Source organism: Bacillus sp. ISL-4 (genome assembly GCF_018613275.1).
GTDB lineage: Bacteria > Bacillota > Bacilli > Bacillales > DSM-1321 > Peribacillus > Peribacillus simplex_E.
Window position 1 is genome coordinate 1 of the sequence record NZ_JAGGQN010000059.1, and the last position, 15,986, is coordinate 15,986.

The following is a 15,986-nucleotide window of genomic DNA, read 5'->3' on the forward strand; positions in this document are numbered from 1 at the left end:
AGGATTTTTGTAGGAATAGCACGACGGAACGAGTCTTATTGTCCAAATAAGGTCCAAGTATCAATCCCTTTAGCAGCATAGAAATAAAACATTAAGTATATAAAATGTATTATTTAAAATAGTTAACTATCATTTTGAATGTTGTCTTATTCGTAGGATTTCAAATATGTACGGAGTACCAGGTTTCTTGAACAAAAGGGCACTGTGACCCATCAGGTTAGCATAACTGGCCTCCACCCCTTGGATAGGCATGACGAAGGAATGAGAGGGCAATTGACCCGTTGAGACATGGGAGGGAAAGCCTCCAGGGACGGCGTGGAGATGTACATTATATGGTAAAATATGGAGTGGTAGCTGACTCCTTTATTTAACTATGCCTTCACGAAGCCTAACTGATCTGAACTCATTTCATTTACCTGTAAGTCCAATTACAAGGGTTATGAAATCCTGCGAATAAGTGAGCATTCGAGAGATATTCGCATCAAACTGAGGGAGTTCATTAAGAAAAACAAAAACCATTCTATATGGAATGGTTTTTATCAGTATCATTATTAGGTGATGTACTAGAGTGTGTTAGTATCCTGTCTAATACCTTTTTAGTAATTGGCATAAAGTAATTAAGTATGAGCCCGCCTATACAAACTGTTAATAAAGTTCCAATGCCAATTGGTCAGTTGGAAATCATTTCCATTATCAAGAATACGAGGTAAATGAATGTTCTCGAGAGAAATATATTTGTTCTAGTTAGTTCTTGTATGATTATTGTTAATCGGTCAACTGGAATCGGTGCAAAATTTGTGTGTAAATATGTTGCAGTTCCTAATCCTACAAGAACTAAGCCGATTAAAAAACAAACAACTTTGCTGTACCATAGTTCAGGTGTTATCAAATTGTGCAATAAAAAAAGCCACATATCAATACCAATACCCGTTATAAATGCTGTTAACGACCCCAAAACTTCTGGTCTTTGTCTTTTTAAAAATGAATTACAAAATATCAATATTAACGCTATTATTATTTCCCAACTTCCGACAGTAAGCCCCACATTTATAGACAGTCCTACCAATAGTGCATCAAAAGGTGAAGTTCCGAGGTCTGATTGTATAGTGAAAGAAATACCAAGGGTTAATATTAAAATTCCTAATACATAAAAAACATATTTCACTTTACTCGACCTCTTTATCATTATTTTTTTATTGCAAATGCAACAAAGTTAGGTTAAATTTAATATATGTCATTTTTATTGTATTTGCAACAAAAAGTGTACTAAGGAGTTAATTATGAAGGAAATTCTTCGTGAAATTGGAATAATAGCAAGGGAATTAGATTCTATAAGTAATATAGAATTTAAAGAATATGACCTTACAAAAGGGCAGTATTTGTACCTTGTGCGAATATGTGAAAACCCAGGAATCTTTCAAGAAAAGTTAGCTGAGATGATAAAAGTAGATCGAACAACAGCAGCTCGTGCTATAAAAAAACTTGAAATTAATGGATTTATTGAAAAGAAAGAAGATAAACATAACAAAAAAATTAAAAAACTCTTTCCAACAGAGAATGGGAAAAATGTTTATCCTTTTATAAAAAGAGAAAATGATTATTCCAATATCGTTGCATTAGAGGGATTTTCCGAAAGAGAAGTAGAAACCATTTTTACTCTTCTTCAAAGGGTTAGAAAAAATATAGAAAAAGACTGGGAATTTGTAAAAAAGGGAAACAAGAGAAATTATTGATTATATAAAGGAGTGACATATATGACTAAAAATATTAAAAAGTGTACCCATGAAGATTCACGCAAACTTCAAGAAATTAGTTATGAAACATTTAATGAGACATTTAAGCATCAGAATACACCTGAAAATATGAATAACTATTTGGAAAGGGCATTTAACTTAAAACAATTAGAAAAAGAATTATCCAATATTTCTTCGCAATTATTTTTTGTTTATTTTAATAATCAAGTCGCTGGATATTTAAAGGTCAATACCAATGATGCTCAGACTGAAGAAATGGGTGATGAATCACTTGAAATCGAGAGGATTTATATAAAGAACAAATTTCAAAAACATGGGCTTGGTAAATATCTGCTAAATAAAGCTATAGAAATTGCGATGGAACGCAATAAAAAGAAAATCTGGCTAGGTGTATGGGAAAAAAATGAAAACGCTATTGCTTTTTATAAGAAACTGGGGTTTGTTCAAACTGGAGCCCACTCTTTTTATATGGGTGATGAAGAACAAATTGACATTATAATGACCAAAACACTCAAATAACTTTTGTTGAAAGGTGGATTATTATGTATATTCCAAAATACTATAAGGTCAAAAAGGTTGATGAAATTTGGGATTTTGTTCAAAAAAACTCTTTTGGCACGATTGTCACAACAGAACAAGGGAAACCAATTGCCACTCATTTGCCTTTGGGGTTAAATAAAAAAGGTGATGATTACTATATTACGGGGCATTTGGCTTATGGAAATCTTCAGTGGAGAACATTTGAAACCTGTGAAGATGTGCTTGTAATGTTTCAGGGACCGAACGCTTACATTTCTTCTTCTTGGTATGGGCATGAAGAAGTTCCAACATGGAATTATCAAGCCGTCCATGTATATGGTAAAGCAAGCATTTTAGAGAAAGATGAATTAATAGAAGAATTAACAATAATGCTGGAAAAATATGAAGAAAATCGTGAAAATCCTGTTTTATGGGATAAACTTTCTCCTCATCTCTTAGAAAGTGAACTGAAAGGTATAGCTGGATTTAAGATTAAGGTGAGAGAAATTCAGGCTGCATATAAATTAAGTCAGAACCGAAATGAAACGGATTATATTAACATCATTGATGAATTACAAAATGAAGGAAATCCAAATTCGAAACAAATGGCAGAACTGATGGAAAAGAGATTAACAAATCACATATAAGCCCACTTTTATTCAACCCTCGATGCAAGAATTAAAGAACGGGACGGAGCTGTCATATTGGCAGCTTCTCTTCAGATCGTGAAAGATTATCGGGTGCTTTAGTTGATTAAGGAACACAAAAATGATCAATCTTTTTTATAAAAGAATAATCCAATTAAATAGTATAAGGGCATGTTTTGATTAATCTTTTTTCAAAACATGCTCTTTTAATTATCCATTTATCAAGGTTTCTTGGATTATTTTATCGAACTTTGTTTCAAAGTTACATTTTAGTAAATTAACAAAAATACCTTACCTTGGTTATAATAGATAGAACTAGAAAAAAGGTGGATATTATATGAAATTATCAATACTTGTAGATAATAATACATTGATTGATCGCTACTTCTTCGGAGAACCAGCACTTTCTTTTTTTATTGAAGAGGATAATAAACGGATTTTATTTGATACTGGATACTCTGATGCTTTTATAAAAAATGCAGAGAAAATGAGAATTGATCTAAGGGACTTAGATTGGGTTGCTTTATCACACGGACATGTCGATCATACATGGGGAGTCACGCATTTAATTAGGTTGCATATGGAAGCAAAAGGTGAGCTCATAATACATAATACGCCTACAATCATTGGTCATCCTTTAGTTTTTGAAAGCAAATTACTGGATTCAGTAGGTGAGATAGGAAGTATCTTATCTTACAATAAATTAAGCAGACATTTCCCTATTCACTTATCTAAACAACCATTGTGGCTGACTGATAAATTAGTGTTTTTAGGTGAAATTAAGAGAAAATTTGATTTTGAAGGTAAAGAAGTTATTGGAAAAGTTACCACTACAAAAGAAGAATTTGACGATTATATTTTTGATGATACTGCATTAGTATATAAATCATCTGAAGGGCTAGTTATTATGGTAGGATGTGCTCATTCTGGAATATGTAACATTATTGAATATGCTAAAGAAGTATGTGAGGAAGAAAGAATAGTAGATATCATAGGAGGATTTCACTTATTGAATCCATCCAATTTTCAATTAGAGAACACTGTAAAGTATATAAAAGAACTTAGACCCAATAAGCTTCACGCTTCTCATTGTACAGATTTACATTCTAAGATAGCTCTATCCACAGTTGCTGATATTGAGGAAGTGGGAGTAGGTTTACAACTAGAATATTTCTAGATCAATTATATAGGACCCTAGAATGCTGAGGTAACTAAGGTTTTACATATAAGGGGTCCCGGTAGAAAAACGTGGAAAACATACGCTAAGCATTATTCGACATCAATTAAGCCGAGTTTTCCTACTTTAAGGAGAAAACTTGGCTTAATTGATGTCTACTCTACATCTAAAATATTGGCGGTACCCTTTTACCATTTTATTAAACTTAACTAAAAGGTCTATATTCTACCACCGAAGATAATTTAATTAACGTAGAAGGTTCTCCATAAGCTAATGACGAATCAATAAATTCTTCAAGAGATTGAACTGATTCCGTTACGATTTTTACTAAATAACTAAACTGTCCTGCTAATCGATGACATTCAACTACGTTATGATTTTTTTTACAGAAATCCCTAAATGATTTTCCTTGTTTCGTATCAAATAAAATAAAGGCAGTTACACCTTTATTTAGCTTTTCAGTATCGATAATAGCTCTATATCCTTTTATTACCCCTTTATCTTCAAGCTTTTTTACCCTTTCATTTACAGCAGGAGTTGAAAGTCCAACTTTTTTTCCTAGTTCTGTCATAGATATTCGAGCATTTTCTTGAAGTAGAATTAAAATACTTTAATCAATATCATCCAAGGTAGCATCGTCCTTTGACATTATATTTTTAAGAAAAATTGTGAAATTAAAATAAATAATAAAGTATTTAACAAAATAAGCTTAATATATCTATGTATTTAACACAATATGTAATATAAAATAGTGTTTAGTATTCTATATTGGAATAAAATACCTGTAGGAAGTGATTTAATAGTGAATAGTTTTTTTTAGAATGAAATTATTTTAGAAAATTCAAAAGTATTACTTGTTCCTTTTACCTTAGAGTATAAAGAACCTCTAAAAGAGGTTGCTTTTGATGAGTCTCTATGGACATACATGGGTTTATTTATTCGTACAGAAGAGGAGTTAGATGATTATATACATTCAACTTTAAATGAAAAGTTAGAGGGAAAGTCATATCCATTTATTATTATTGATAAAGAAACAAAAAAAATTGTAGGTAGCACAAGACTTGGGAATATAAATTTTCATAATAAGAGATTAGAAATAGGTTGGACTTGGTATGGGACAAAATTTCAGGGAACAGGAATAAACAAAGCTTGTAAATATGAATTATTAAAATATGCTTTTGAAAATATGAACTTTAACAGAGTTCAATTTAGTGCAGATATAGACAATATTAGGTCTCAGAAAGCAATTCTAAAACTTGGAGCTAAGCAAGAAGGGATCTTTCGTAGCAATTACATAGATCAAAATGGAAATAAAAGAGACGATGTTTATTTTAGTATTATACAAGAGGAGTGGAATGATATTAAAAAGAAATTCTTCAGCGAATTTGAATAAGTAAGTTAACATTGATGAATCTTATGGAATTAGTGGTTTATGTTCCCATTCATCCATACCTAGTACAGCAGCAAGAAAAGATAGGGTGACAAAAGTCCTCAACCAATTCTCTTTTGGATGAGGGTTTTTATTAACTCTTTGCTAATTCACGAATGATTTAACCAATTTCATGTATTCCCTTTTTAAGATCTGTTAATGAGGCATACGCATAGGATATAAGTAGATAACGTTCCGATTCTTGAGCATAAATATTACCAGGGTTAAGAAGTATCCCTCAGATAATGCTTTTACATAAGCTTTTTCTTTATTGAACTAACGGGGCAGCATTCCTGTAATAACTGAAAATGAGATTTGAATGAAAAAAGACCTCTTGATAAGATGAATGTGTCCTGAGCTGGCCAGCTAAAAAGGACAAATACATCTTTTGGAGGTCTCACAATGAATTATAACCAAAATCATAAAATCTCTCAAGTTACTTCTGAAACCTTAATTGTCGGAGTAGATATAGCCAAGCACAGTCATGTAGCGAGAGCACAGGATTTTAGAGGATTGGAACTGGGTAAAACGTGTTTCTTTGAAAATACGAAAGCAGGATTTCATTCGTTTCTAGATTGGATTAACCAACTTGTTAAAGAGTGTAAGTTAAATAAAGTGATTGTAGGCATGGAGCCAACCGGTCACTACTGGTTAAATCTAGCTCATCTTCTAAAAGAGAATAATATTAAGTTCGTATCTGTCAATCCACTACATGTTAAACGAAGTAAAGAATTAGACGATAATTCACCTACTAAGAATGACGTGAAAGATGCAAAAGTCATCGCACAATTAGTCAAAGACGGAAGATACGCCGAACCAAACAATTCCACAAGGAATTTATGCAGAACTCCGAGTGGCCAAAAAACTTCGCGATCTTCTCAACGTTGACTTACAGGTCGTTCAGGGACAAGTTCATAACTGGCTTGATCGTTACTTTCCCGAATTTTTGACGGTGTTCAAAAGTTGGGAAGGCAAGGCAGCTATTCATTTTCTAAAGCTAGAAGCCTTGCCACATCAACTTGTAAATTATACGGATGAAGAGCTCTTACTTTCCTTAAGACAAGTGGTAAAACGCAGTATAGGCTTAAAGAAGATACGAGCACTCAAAGAAGCAGCCAATCGTTCAATTGGTATTCGTCAAGGGGCAGCTATGGCAAAATTAGAGTTGAGAGCTTTACTAGACAAGTATGATTTTATTCAAGTGAAATTCGAAGAATTAGATCATCAATTAGATCAGTTATTAGACCATATCCCAGGTGTCACACAGATGTTAGAGGTGTCAGGAATCGGTCGAGATACAGTAGCAGGGTTTTTCGCAGAGGTCGGCGACCTCAGAGACTATCAACATCCTCGCCAAATCGTGAAATTAGCAGGTTTAAGTTTAAAAGAAAACACATCCGGAAAGCACAAAGGTCAGACCAAGATTACCAAACGGGGACGAAAGAAATTGAGGGCTCTCTTATTCCGGGCAGCCATGGTACTGGTGGCAAAGAACAAGGCTTTTAAAGCTCTTCATATCTATTACACATCACGTTCTCACAATCCCTTAAAGAAAATGCAATCTCTGATAGCCTTGTGTAACAAGCCTATTCGAATTCTGTTTTCAATCGGTAAAAAACAATTTACGTTTCAAGAAGACAAGATGTTAAAGGATATCCCTCATATGGCAACATTTGTAGTACATCAAACAGTCGCATAGTTCATTGAATTTTAAGGTTACACGGTCATTTAATTAACATTTATTTAAAAGTGAAGCACGGATTAGTCGGCAAAGCAACTAACGTGAGGACTTAGATCCTGTGGGGCAGCATGACCGACATCCACCTCATGGAAAGGTTGAACGAAGGAATGTAGGAGCATCGACTCTGTGAGACATGGGAGGGTTGACCTCCATGAGACATGTGGATATCCAAAAGTGCGATCATAACATTGCTTAACCCAATTTTTTCCTATAATTGGCTAGTTTAGCATACACTTTTTTCGATAAATCCCTATCCTTGAGGAGTAATGCCGAGCTTACATAGATAACGGTTAATGATATGACTATGAAATCCTAAGAATTCTAGAGCAATCGTGAGATTGTGTTTAGTTTATTGAGGGAGGTTAGTTGAAGAATATTAATGAATTTTTTGTTAGGATTTAAGCTATGAGAAAGACGTGAAAAAGTATAAAAATACTATAAAAGGATGTTAATTTTATGATTAAGAATCATGAAGAATTTAATGAAATTTTGTTAGCCAAAAGAAATTCAGGTAGTGTAACTTGCAGTTTCAAAGACATGAATCAATTCGTAAATACTAAAACAAATGAAATTGCAAAAGAACTATTCTTAAAAGAACTTGGTCTAAAACCTAACAGGATAGAAGGAAATTGGAAGCAGATTGACCAAAGTATTTCTAAAAAAATTCTTGAATATATTTTATCAATGGACATGGCATATGATATTGAATTAGAAACTAAGCCTTTAGCAACTATGTTAAGCAATTATTTCTTAAACGAATTTCTATCTAATGCTATTTATTATACTAATGGTGACTTCGATGAGGATGATGGATTCTTTAGGCTAAGAGGATGGCAACCTATCACAGACTCCACATTTGATACAGGAGTCTTAGTAATAGATAAAAATAATATAGGTATCCTTTGGGCGGAAGATAACGACTGATAACTTTATGCAACTAACGGGGCAGTTTAGTTCCATAGTGCTGTTTGATCTTTGTTCAACAATTGGGCCAGATAATGGAAAAAGAGGTCATAATAAACCCCCATTTTTTATACAGCCATCAGGTGCACTTGAGAGTACGAAATCGTTGGTTTATCGAAGTTCTATAAAATCCTGAATATACGATTAATACAAAAAACACTAATATCTTGTGAGCCAAGGTATTCGCGTTTTTCGTACATCCTAAAATATGCAATTATTGTTAACTAGCTTTGTATGAAATATATAAAGAGGAATACTCCTTAACTGATACGAATCTATTGTAAGGTAAGCAATAATAAATTCAATCTAACCTTGTATACAGAGGAGTGAAATTATATATGTCAAACATTTTAAAAAGTACATATCCTATAGATACATTCACTCAATCAACACTTACATCACAAGATGGTACAGTCATTAGTTATCAAAGTATCGGTCAAGGACCCAGTTTTATTCTAATCCATGGTGCATTAAATGATTGGAGGGACCTTAGCGAGCTTGCCCAAGAACTATCGGATTCATTTACAGTACACATCATTGATCGAAGAGGACGAGGGATGAGTGGACCTCAGGGAAGTGAGTATTCTATTAACAAAGAATGCGAAGATATTCAAGCGCTACAAAAAGTAACAGATGCAATTTATGTATTTGGACACAGCTATGGTGGACTCGTAGCTTTAGAAACTGCACGTACGTTTCAATCCTTTACCAAAATAGCTCTCTATGAACCTGGAGTTTCTATAGGTTCGTTACCAACAGATTGGGACTGGATATTACAATATGAAAAGGCCATAAACCAAAAAGATTTTAGAGAAGCATTTACTAGTTTTGTAAGGGGTGCAGGCCATAGTCCTTTAACAAGAATGCCAAACTGGTACGCAAAATTTATCTTCCGTATGGTAATACGTGGAGATCATTGGATTAAAATAAAAGAATTATTACCAGCAAATTTATGTGAGCATAAGGAAGTAAAACGCTTAGAAGACACTTACAACAATTATCAAATCATTAATGCAAATATATTATTAGTTTCTGGAGAAAAAAGTCCAGAAACAGTACACCAAATGATTCGAATATTAAGTCGAACAATTCCAAAAACACAAACATTAATGCTCCCAAAATTACATCATCTTTCCCCATGTAATGAACATAATCCAATTGAAGTTGCAAGACACATAAAGCAATATTTTCTTAGTTAAGGTCTATATAATATCTCAAAAATTCAACATATTATAAACACTTTTTTAAAATTACCGATAACACTTGATTATGTAACAAAAAGGTGAATTTAATATGCACCCATAATGATACTAATTATTATAAATTATGATCTTCCACAATCGGGCGCGATTCTTTAATAAGAATCGCTTTTCTTAATGAACTAACGGGTGCGTTAGCGCCATAAGAAGGCCGCCAATTGGCGGCCTTTTAAAAGTATGATTCTTTATATAATCATACATTTTTTGTCTTGCTCCCTCTTTTTACAAAAACTGTGACATATGAGAAAGGTAAATTAAAAGGTATGAGCCCGGTACAATACCGAACTCATACCCAACGGGCTGCCTAACGAAATAAACTGTCTAACTTTATGGGGTCAGTACACGTAGAGGAGATCGACTTTTTAGGTTGGAATTCTCTTAGAGTATAAAATTTCCGAAATGGGAGGCATAGCGTTGTTCCTGTCGTTCGTAAAAGTACATTTTTGCGAACGGGGCATTTTTTTATAAAATCACCTACTTTTAACGTCGTTAAAGTATGGATAAACAAAGTGAGAAAAATTTTGAACGAGAACAATATCAATTGTTAAAACGAATGATCCGGAAAGGGGATGTTCTTTACATTTATTCACTGGATCGTTTTGGACGGAACAAGGATGAAACCCTTAGATTCTAAGACTAAGTGTTTTTATTTGTCAGATTGACTTAAGGTTGTAAATGAAGAAGTGTGCCACGATAGTTTGCTTAATTGGCTAGTAATTTTGTTCTTAATCTTGACATTTCTTTATCCATTAAGGAAGAAGCTTTGGCAAGCTCAATTAGCTGCTTTTGAGCATCCTCTGGTATAGTCTCGCCTTGATATTTATAGTTTAGTTTATGCTCGGTGGATGCCCAAAAATCCATAGCGGAAGTACGAATTTGTATTTCCGCAGGAACCCATATTATTTCGTTGGATAGGATGACTTGGGTTTCTACAATCAGGTGCAAACTTTTATATCCGCTCATTTTCGGGTCCTGAATATAATCCTTTACGCGTATCATTCGAATGTCTTCACGTTGCTCGATATGCTCCTTCAACATATATACGTCATCAATAAAACTTGTGACAATTCTAACTCCCAAAATATCTCTTATTTCATTCCTCACCGCTTCTTGTGTTAAAGGAATTTCTTTTCTTTGTATTTTCTCCACCAAAGAACTTAACTTTTTCATACGTGTTTTCATATGTTCAATAGGAGAATAGCCATGTTGTGTTTTCCATTCTAGTCAATAACCTTGAAATCACTTTCTAATTCATGTAATGCCATTTGGTAAGGTAAAAAGAACCCCCTCCAATTGTCTAATACTTTTTGAATAACCTCGATTTTCATCTTTTTTTTCAGCATGTCCACAGCCCTCCTGTTATTATTCTGTTATCATAACCAAGATACCCTAAAAAAGACAAACAAAAAAATACGAAAATTAATCAAAAGTCAACTTCAGGAATGGATCGACTGCCTCCCCATCTATATCAAGGCTTATTTGTCGATTTCACTCTGCGAAGTTTGAGTTAATAACAAACTTGCAAGCCAAGGAAACGGCCCTTCTTTATTCTTTAATTGGTCCATTGAATTAAAAGCTTTAATATATGCCTCTTACGTAATCTTTTGCTCTTAGCCAATCTTTGACGATAGTATAAGCAAGTCTAACAAGACGTTGTGTGTACTTATCAATCCATACTTCCAGAACGTGACAATCCAGTTGATTTTGTTCAGTTAATTGTTTGCAAAAATGGTGGTACGCCTAAAGAAAAAACAATGGGTGGTATATGGTGGAAAGAAGTCGAGTATAGAGGGGATTTTCGTTTGCAACAAAATTTGATTAGTAACCATTACCGTATATTGGATCAATATGGTTATCGTTTTAATAAAGAAGAGAGTTTAAGTCGTTTAAATGAATTACGTGGGGACTATCTAGATAGACAAAGGTATAGGGATGGGGATATATGAAGAATAAGATTTTAGTTACAGTATTGATAATCAGTATAGTGATTAATTTGTTTTTATTTGAAAGATGGTTTATTTTTGAAAAAGCGTATGAACCGTCCGAAAGTGAACAGGCTATTTTAAGTGAAATGGTGCTGAAAAAACAGTTGAGAGTAAAGAGTATAAAAAGTTAGCAGAAAAAGAGAATATTATTGCTATTGATGCAAACATGAATAAAAATAAAGGTGGAATGTTCCCCTACTATTTTGAAGTAAGTGTCCGTACTGATATACAAACCTATCTGTTTGCTTGCAGGAATGAACAATGCTCAGAAATGGAAAGCGCAGGAACGACTTATTCCATATATCAAGACGAAGAACCCCGAATTCCATTTAAAAAATAGAGAAAAACCAAAAAATAACTGAAATAAAAGAAAGCCTACTTCCTTAAATAGCAAGGATCGTAGGCTTTTTTTATTCTTAGGTTTTTAATTTACAATTTTAAAGTTAAACTCCATTTTGTTCCAAAGATAATTAAAACGGTTTTTTTAATTCTGGCGTACGTTTTAATTGCTTCCGTCATAGTCTAATTTTTTTACAGCATAGAGTATATTTCTTCTTATGCGAGAAATGATAAATCTGAGAGAAAGGGGGGCGTTTCATATTTTTTTCTCCGGTTTATTTAAGAGGAAACGTTATTCAAAATATCAGCAAACAAACCAAAATGTTTATTCAGAAAAACTTAGTTCGATAGATCATTATCCGCTGTATCCTGATTTATCGATGAATATACAAGTACTTCAGCAGATGTTTCACCATGCTCCGGATTTGGTGATTCGCCACTTCGAATTCGCTGGAAAGGGAACAAAGGCAGCTTTAGTATACGTAGATGGTTTAACAGATAAAAATTCAATAAGCAATAACGTTCTAAGTGCCATGATGCAATCCTCTTTCGACCCAAAGAAGGGATTGCCTACAACTGTAGGGGATGTTGAAGACGTCCATTCATGGAAATCCGTTGAAAATGCACTTTTTGCAGGTGACAGCGCCTTATTCATCCAAGGGGAAACTAAAGCGTTTCTTTTGGATACAAAAGGATGGCCTCAAAGAGCGATTGAAGATCCGAAGTTAGAAACATCACTGAAAGGTGCCCACCAGGGATTTGTAGAGACCGGAAGTCAGAATGTAGCAATGTTGCGAAGGTATATTCCTAACCGAGAATTGATCATAAAGGAACTTACAGTCGGTGTTCGCGGAAAGTCAAAGGTCTTTATCGTTTATTTGGGAGATGTTGCTAGTGAAGAAGTACTGCAGGAACTTGAAGACAGAATCAAACAAATTCAAATGGACGTGATAATCAATACTGGTGAACTATCTGAACTCATTGAAGATAACCCATATTCCCCGTTTCCTCAGTTTATATTAACCGAGAGGCCGGACGCAGCAGCTTCACAAATTCTTCAAGGTCGATTTGTCGTTATCGTCGATCGTTCGCCATCTGTTTTAATTGCTCCGGTAACATTAGTATCTTTTCTTCAGAGTGTTGATGATTACAGCACACGCTGGTTAGCTGCATCATTGATACGGTTGCTGCGCTTTTTCGCTTTTATGATCACATTATTTCTACCTTCAACATATGTAGCCATTATATCCTATAATTACGAAGTCATTCCTTTAAAGCTTTTTTTATCCATAGCCGAATCACGGGTGGTTGTGCCCTTTCCGCCAATCATAGAAGCACTCCTGATGGAGGTTACCATTGAAATGATGAGAGAAGCAGGCGTTCGTCTTCCGGCTCCAATAGGCCAAACGGTTGGAATTGTGGGAGGAATTGTAATCGGACAGGCAGCTGTTCAGGCAGGTATAGTAAGCAATATTATGGTGATTATCGTTTCTGCAACGGCAATCGGCTCATTTATCATTCCAAGTTATGACATGGGGACGGCTATCCGAATGCTGCGATTTCCCATGATGTTATTAGCAGTCATGTTTGGAACTACCGGAATCATGATTGGTGCCATGACGTTGATTGCCCATTTAATTAGTCTTGAATCGCTGGGAACTCCGTATGCAAGTCCATTAGCTCCTTTCCGGTTTGCTGATATGAAGGACTCATTTATTCGTTTTCCTTTATGGAAAATGATTACACGACCAAAAAGTGTAAGGACCATTCAATCCAATCGTCAGGGAAAGCCTAAAAGATAAGGTGAGGAAAATGAAAAAATACACTCATAATGAAATCACCATCCTGCAATATATTTTTTTAATTGTTGGGACCCAAATGGGGGTCGGCTTTTTGTCGCTTCCTAAAGTTGTTGCCGAAAAGGCTGGAACAGACGGCTGGATGGGCATCATCATTGGTTGGATATTAAGCGTTGCTGCCAGTATTATTATGGTGAAAACGGCTGAGAAGTACCCAAATGACACGCTTTACGATCTTCTTATCCGATTTTTTGGAAAAACAATGGGTAAAGTGGCTATTTTTATTATTCTTGGATACACTTTAAGCTTTTCTTTGATTATATTTATTAACACTTTTCTTTATATAAAAGCATGGTTTCTTCCCAATACACCTGATTACTTAATTGTATTGTTATTTTCAATCCCGGTATTATTTATAGTCAGGAATGGTCTCCGTGTTATTGGAAGATATAATGAATTGATTTTCTATATGACGATGTGGCTCCCGGTAGTTCTTTTGTTTCCATTAAAAGATGGAAGTTTCTTGAATTTGCTTCCATTGTTTAAAGTTGGTTGGAAGTCAATTTCAGCTACCCTGCCGCCGGTCATTTATTCGTTCCTAGGGTTTGAGCTTGTCTTTTTCTTTTATCCTTTCTTAAAGAAAAAGCAATATGCCATTCATGGAATTATTATTGCCAACACCTTATCGATGTTCTTTTATCTCTTTGTAACCATTAGCTGTTTTGTGTTCTTTAGTCCCGATAGCATTACCGATTTTAATCAGCCTGTCCTAAGTATGCTCAAAGTGATTGAATTCCCGTTTATTGAGCGTCTTGACGTGGTTATATTGAATATTTTGATTCTTTTTTCCTCAAGAGCCTGGATCTTGTACATGTACTGTACGGTCTTTAGTTTCAGTCAATTAATGAATAAGCAGGATCATAGTTTATATGTGCCCGTTTTGTTAGGTTTACTCGTCGTGGGCACATTTTTTGTTCAACCAACATGGATGCAAGTTACAACCTTGCAAAAATGGGCTTCGAATGCCGGGATTGCGGTAGCATATGTGTTTCCCGTTTTTTTATGGATTTACAGTTGGGGATATGAGAGATTTTCAGGGAGGAGATTTTCATGAGCCGAAAAATAGGATTGTGTCTTTTAATCCTTGTAATGATACTCTCTGGGTGTATGGATGCTACACCAATAGAGGAAGTTAGCGTCTCACTTATTTTAGGCCTCGATTTAGATGAAGAGGATAATTTATTAGTGTATATGTCAAGCCCAATATTTAGTAAAGAGGCAAAAGATAAGGAAGAAGTGTATGAAGTTAAATCGTACACCCTCCGACATTCAAGAGAAAAATTTGATGCGAGGGTAATAGGATTAACATCAGGAAGTAAAACGCAAGTGTTTTTGGTGGGAAAACGACTGCTTAAAAAGAAGGATTGGTTTGACTATCTCGATCCTTTCTTTAGGGACCCTAAAAATACAGTAACCGCGCGTGTTGTCGCTGTAGATGGATCTGTTGCAGATGTTATTTTCAATAAACCAGCAGATAAACCGCGACTATCTCTATATTTAACAAGTTTAATTGATGCTGCCGCCAAGAGGAATATTGTGAAAGAAACGACCCTCCAGGATTTTCACAGACAAATGAAGGACAAAGGGAGAACGGCGTGGATCACCCAAATCAAAAAGAAAAAAAGAATCGAGCTAACAGGCTCTGCACTGCTAGCTCAGTCCGGCCAGTATAAAATAACAATAACACCTGAAGAAAATCAATTATTAAATGTTTTAGAAGGTAAACAAAAAGGTGATTATTCCATAACTATTCCGGTTTCTATGGAATCCGCCAGTAAGGGCAAACCATACATCAGCTTCTCCATTTCAGATTTGAAAGTAAAGAAGAAAGTAAAGTTCAATGGACGCTTTGTATTTGATATAAATGTAGATTTACAAATCTCGCTATCCGAACAACTCTTTCCATTCGATGTCCGAAAAGATTATGCAAAGCTTGAAAAAAGCATTACAAATGAGCTTGAGAATGAAACCAATCAATTAATTCAAAAAATACAAAAGTCTCAAATTGATCCATTAGGGCTTGGTCTGTATGCAAGAGCCTACTCTTATCAAGAGTGGAAAAAAGTACAAGAAGAATGGGGGAACACTCTGGCAAAATCAAAAATAAACATACATGTAAAAACAAAAATTAAGGGCATGGGATCAACGAATTATCAATAGGACAAAAGCTTTCATAATGGGGATGCTGAGAACCGATCCCGGTTTCTAGGATAAGGTCCCTTTTAGGGATTAAATCTGCAAGCTTTTTTTGTGTAATCAAAAATAACAGATTCCAGATAAAAGTCGTATAAACCGTAAAGACTAATGTTATAAT

General features: G+C 34.6%; 16 protein-coding genes and 3 pseudogenes. 15 read left to right on the forward strand and 4 right to left on the reverse strand.

The window, feature by feature from the left end:
- Positions 1-520: 520 nt before the first annotated feature.
- Positions 521-1,165, reverse strand: a pseudogene (locus J7J00_RS25545) (YczE/YyaS/YitT family protein).
- A gap of 115 nt (positions 1,166-1,280) precedes the next feature.
- Between J7J00_RS25545 and J7J00_RS25550 the strand changes: the two are divergent.
- The 4 genes from J7J00_RS25550 (at position 1,281) to J7J00_RS25565 (ending at position 4,097) form a co-directional block, all read left to right on the forward strand.
- Entirely contained in the window at positions 1,281-1,733 is a 453-nt protein-coding gene (locus tag J7J00_RS25550; RefSeq protein ID WP_214795739.1) for a MarR family winged helix-turn-helix transcriptional regulator, read from the forward strand.
- A gap of 21 nt (positions 1,734-1,754) precedes the next feature.
- Positions 1,755-2,273: a spermidine/spermine N(1)-acetyltransferase gene (paiA, locus tag J7J00_RS25555; RefSeq protein WP_214795741.1), complete on the forward strand. Its 519-nt coding sequence runs from the start codon at positions 1,755-1,757 to the stop codon at positions 2,271-2,273.
- A 23-nt stretch (positions 2,274-2,296) separates the two neighbouring features.
- Positions 2,297-2,920 carry an FMN-binding negative transcriptional regulator gene (locus J7J00_RS25560; protein ID WP_214795743.1) on the forward strand — a complete coding sequence of 208 codons (624 nt, stop codon included), beginning with the start codon at positions 2,297-2,299 and terminating at the stop codon, positions 2,918-2,920.
- 337 nt (positions 2,921-3,257) lie between these two features.
- Positions 3,258-4,097, forward strand: a complete 840-nt coding sequence (locus J7J00_RS25565) for an MBL fold metallo-hydrolase (protein ID WP_214795745.1) — start codon at positions 3,258-3,260, stop codon at positions 4,095-4,097.
- A gap of 205 nt (positions 4,098-4,302) precedes the next feature.
- Here J7J00_RS25565 and J7J00_RS25570 read toward each other — a convergent pair whose 3' ends face one another.
- Positions 4,303-4,704, reverse strand: coding sequence for an Lrp/AsnC family transcriptional regulator (locus tag J7J00_RS25570; protein WP_309487247.1), 402 nt, complete (start codon positions 4,702-4,704; stop codon positions 4,303-4,305).
- Between the two features lie 222 nt (positions 4,705-4,926).
- Here J7J00_RS25570 and J7J00_RS25575 point away from each other — a divergent pair, with 222 nt between their 5' ends.
- The 5 genes and pseudogenes from J7J00_RS25575 to J7J00_RS25595 form a co-directional block, all read left to right on the forward strand.
- The gene (locus tag J7J00_RS25575; protein WP_309487248.1) at positions 4,927-5,490 is read left to right on the forward strand and encodes a GNAT family N-acetyltransferase; all 564 of its coding nucleotides are present in this window, start codon (positions 4,927-4,929) and stop codon (positions 5,488-5,490) included.
- A gap of 438 nt (positions 5,491-5,928) precedes the next feature.
- A pseudogene (locus J7J00_RS25580) lies at positions 5,929-7,225 on the forward strand (IS110 family RNA-guided transposase).
- A 498-nt stretch (positions 7,226-7,723) separates the two neighbouring features.
- Positions 7,724-8,191: a hypothetical protein gene (locus tag J7J00_RS25585; RefSeq protein ID WP_214795747.1), complete on the forward strand. Its 468-nt coding sequence runs from the start codon at positions 7,724-7,726 to the stop codon at positions 8,189-8,191.
- 377 nt (positions 8,192-8,568) lie between these two features.
- On the forward strand, positions 8,569-9,429 hold the full coding sequence (locus tag J7J00_RS25590; RefSeq protein WP_214795748.1) for an alpha/beta fold hydrolase: 861 nt from the start codon (positions 8,569-8,571) through the stop codon (positions 9,427-9,429).
- A gap of 556 nt (positions 9,430-9,985) precedes the next feature.
- Positions 9,986-10,117, forward strand: a pseudogene (locus J7J00_RS25595) (recombinase family protein); the annotation flags it as partial.
- Positions 10,118-10,191: 74 nt separating this feature from the next.
- Here J7J00_RS25595 and J7J00_RS25600 read toward each other — a convergent pair.
- Both J7J00_RS25600 and J7J00_RS28420 read right to left on the reverse strand, forming a co-directional pair.
- Complete coding sequence (locus J7J00_RS25600; RefSeq protein ID WP_286201573.1) at positions 10,192-10,671, reverse strand: GTP pyrophosphokinase; 480 nt, start codon at positions 10,669-10,671, stop codon at positions 10,192-10,194.
- A gap of 38 nt (positions 10,672-10,709) precedes the next feature.
- On the reverse strand, positions 10,710-10,832 hold the full coding sequence (locus J7J00_RS28420) for a hypothetical protein (protein ID WP_286201574.1): 123 nt from the start codon (positions 10,830-10,832) through the stop codon (positions 10,710-10,712).
- A 312-nt stretch (positions 10,833-11,144) separates the two neighbouring features.
- Here J7J00_RS28420 and J7J00_RS25605 point away from each other — a divergent pair, with 312 nt between their 5' ends.
- The 6 genes from J7J00_RS25605 (at position 11,145) to J7J00_RS25625 (ending at position 15,832) form a co-directional block, all read left to right on the forward strand.
- Entirely contained in the window at positions 11,145-11,435 is a 291-nt protein-coding gene (locus tag J7J00_RS25605) for a hypothetical protein (protein ID WP_214795749.1), read from the forward strand.
- Complete coding sequence (locus J7J00_RS28425) at positions 11,432-11,605, forward strand: hypothetical protein (protein WP_286201575.1); 174 nt, start codon at positions 11,432-11,434, stop codon at positions 11,603-11,605. The genes J7J00_RS25605 and J7J00_RS28425 overlap by 4 nt, the downstream gene beginning before the upstream one ends.
- A gap of 35 nt (positions 11,606-11,640) precedes the next feature.
- Positions 11,641-11,814: a hypothetical protein gene (locus tag J7J00_RS28430; protein WP_286201576.1), complete on the forward strand. Its 174-nt coding sequence runs from the start codon at positions 11,641-11,643 to the stop codon at positions 11,812-11,814.
- Positions 11,815-12,040: 226 nt separating this feature from the next.
- A complete protein-coding gene (locus J7J00_RS25615) occupies positions 12,041-13,615 on the forward strand; it encodes a spore germination protein (protein WP_214795750.1) in 1,575 nt (524 codons plus the stop codon).
- Between the two features lie 10 nt (positions 13,616-13,625).
- Positions 13,626-14,726, forward strand: coding sequence for a GerAB/ArcD/ProY family transporter (locus tag J7J00_RS25620; RefSeq protein ID WP_214795751.1), 1,101 nt, complete (start codon positions 13,626-13,628; stop codon positions 14,724-14,726).
- Positions 14,723-15,832 (forward strand): Ger(x)C family spore germination protein, encoded by a 1,110-nt coding sequence (locus tag J7J00_RS25625; RefSeq protein WP_214795752.1) that lies wholly within the window; start codon positions 14,723-14,725, stop codon positions 15,830-15,832. The genes J7J00_RS25620 and J7J00_RS25625 overlap by 4 nt, the downstream gene beginning before the upstream one ends.
- The last annotated feature ends 154 nt before the right edge of the window (positions 15,833-15,986 follow it).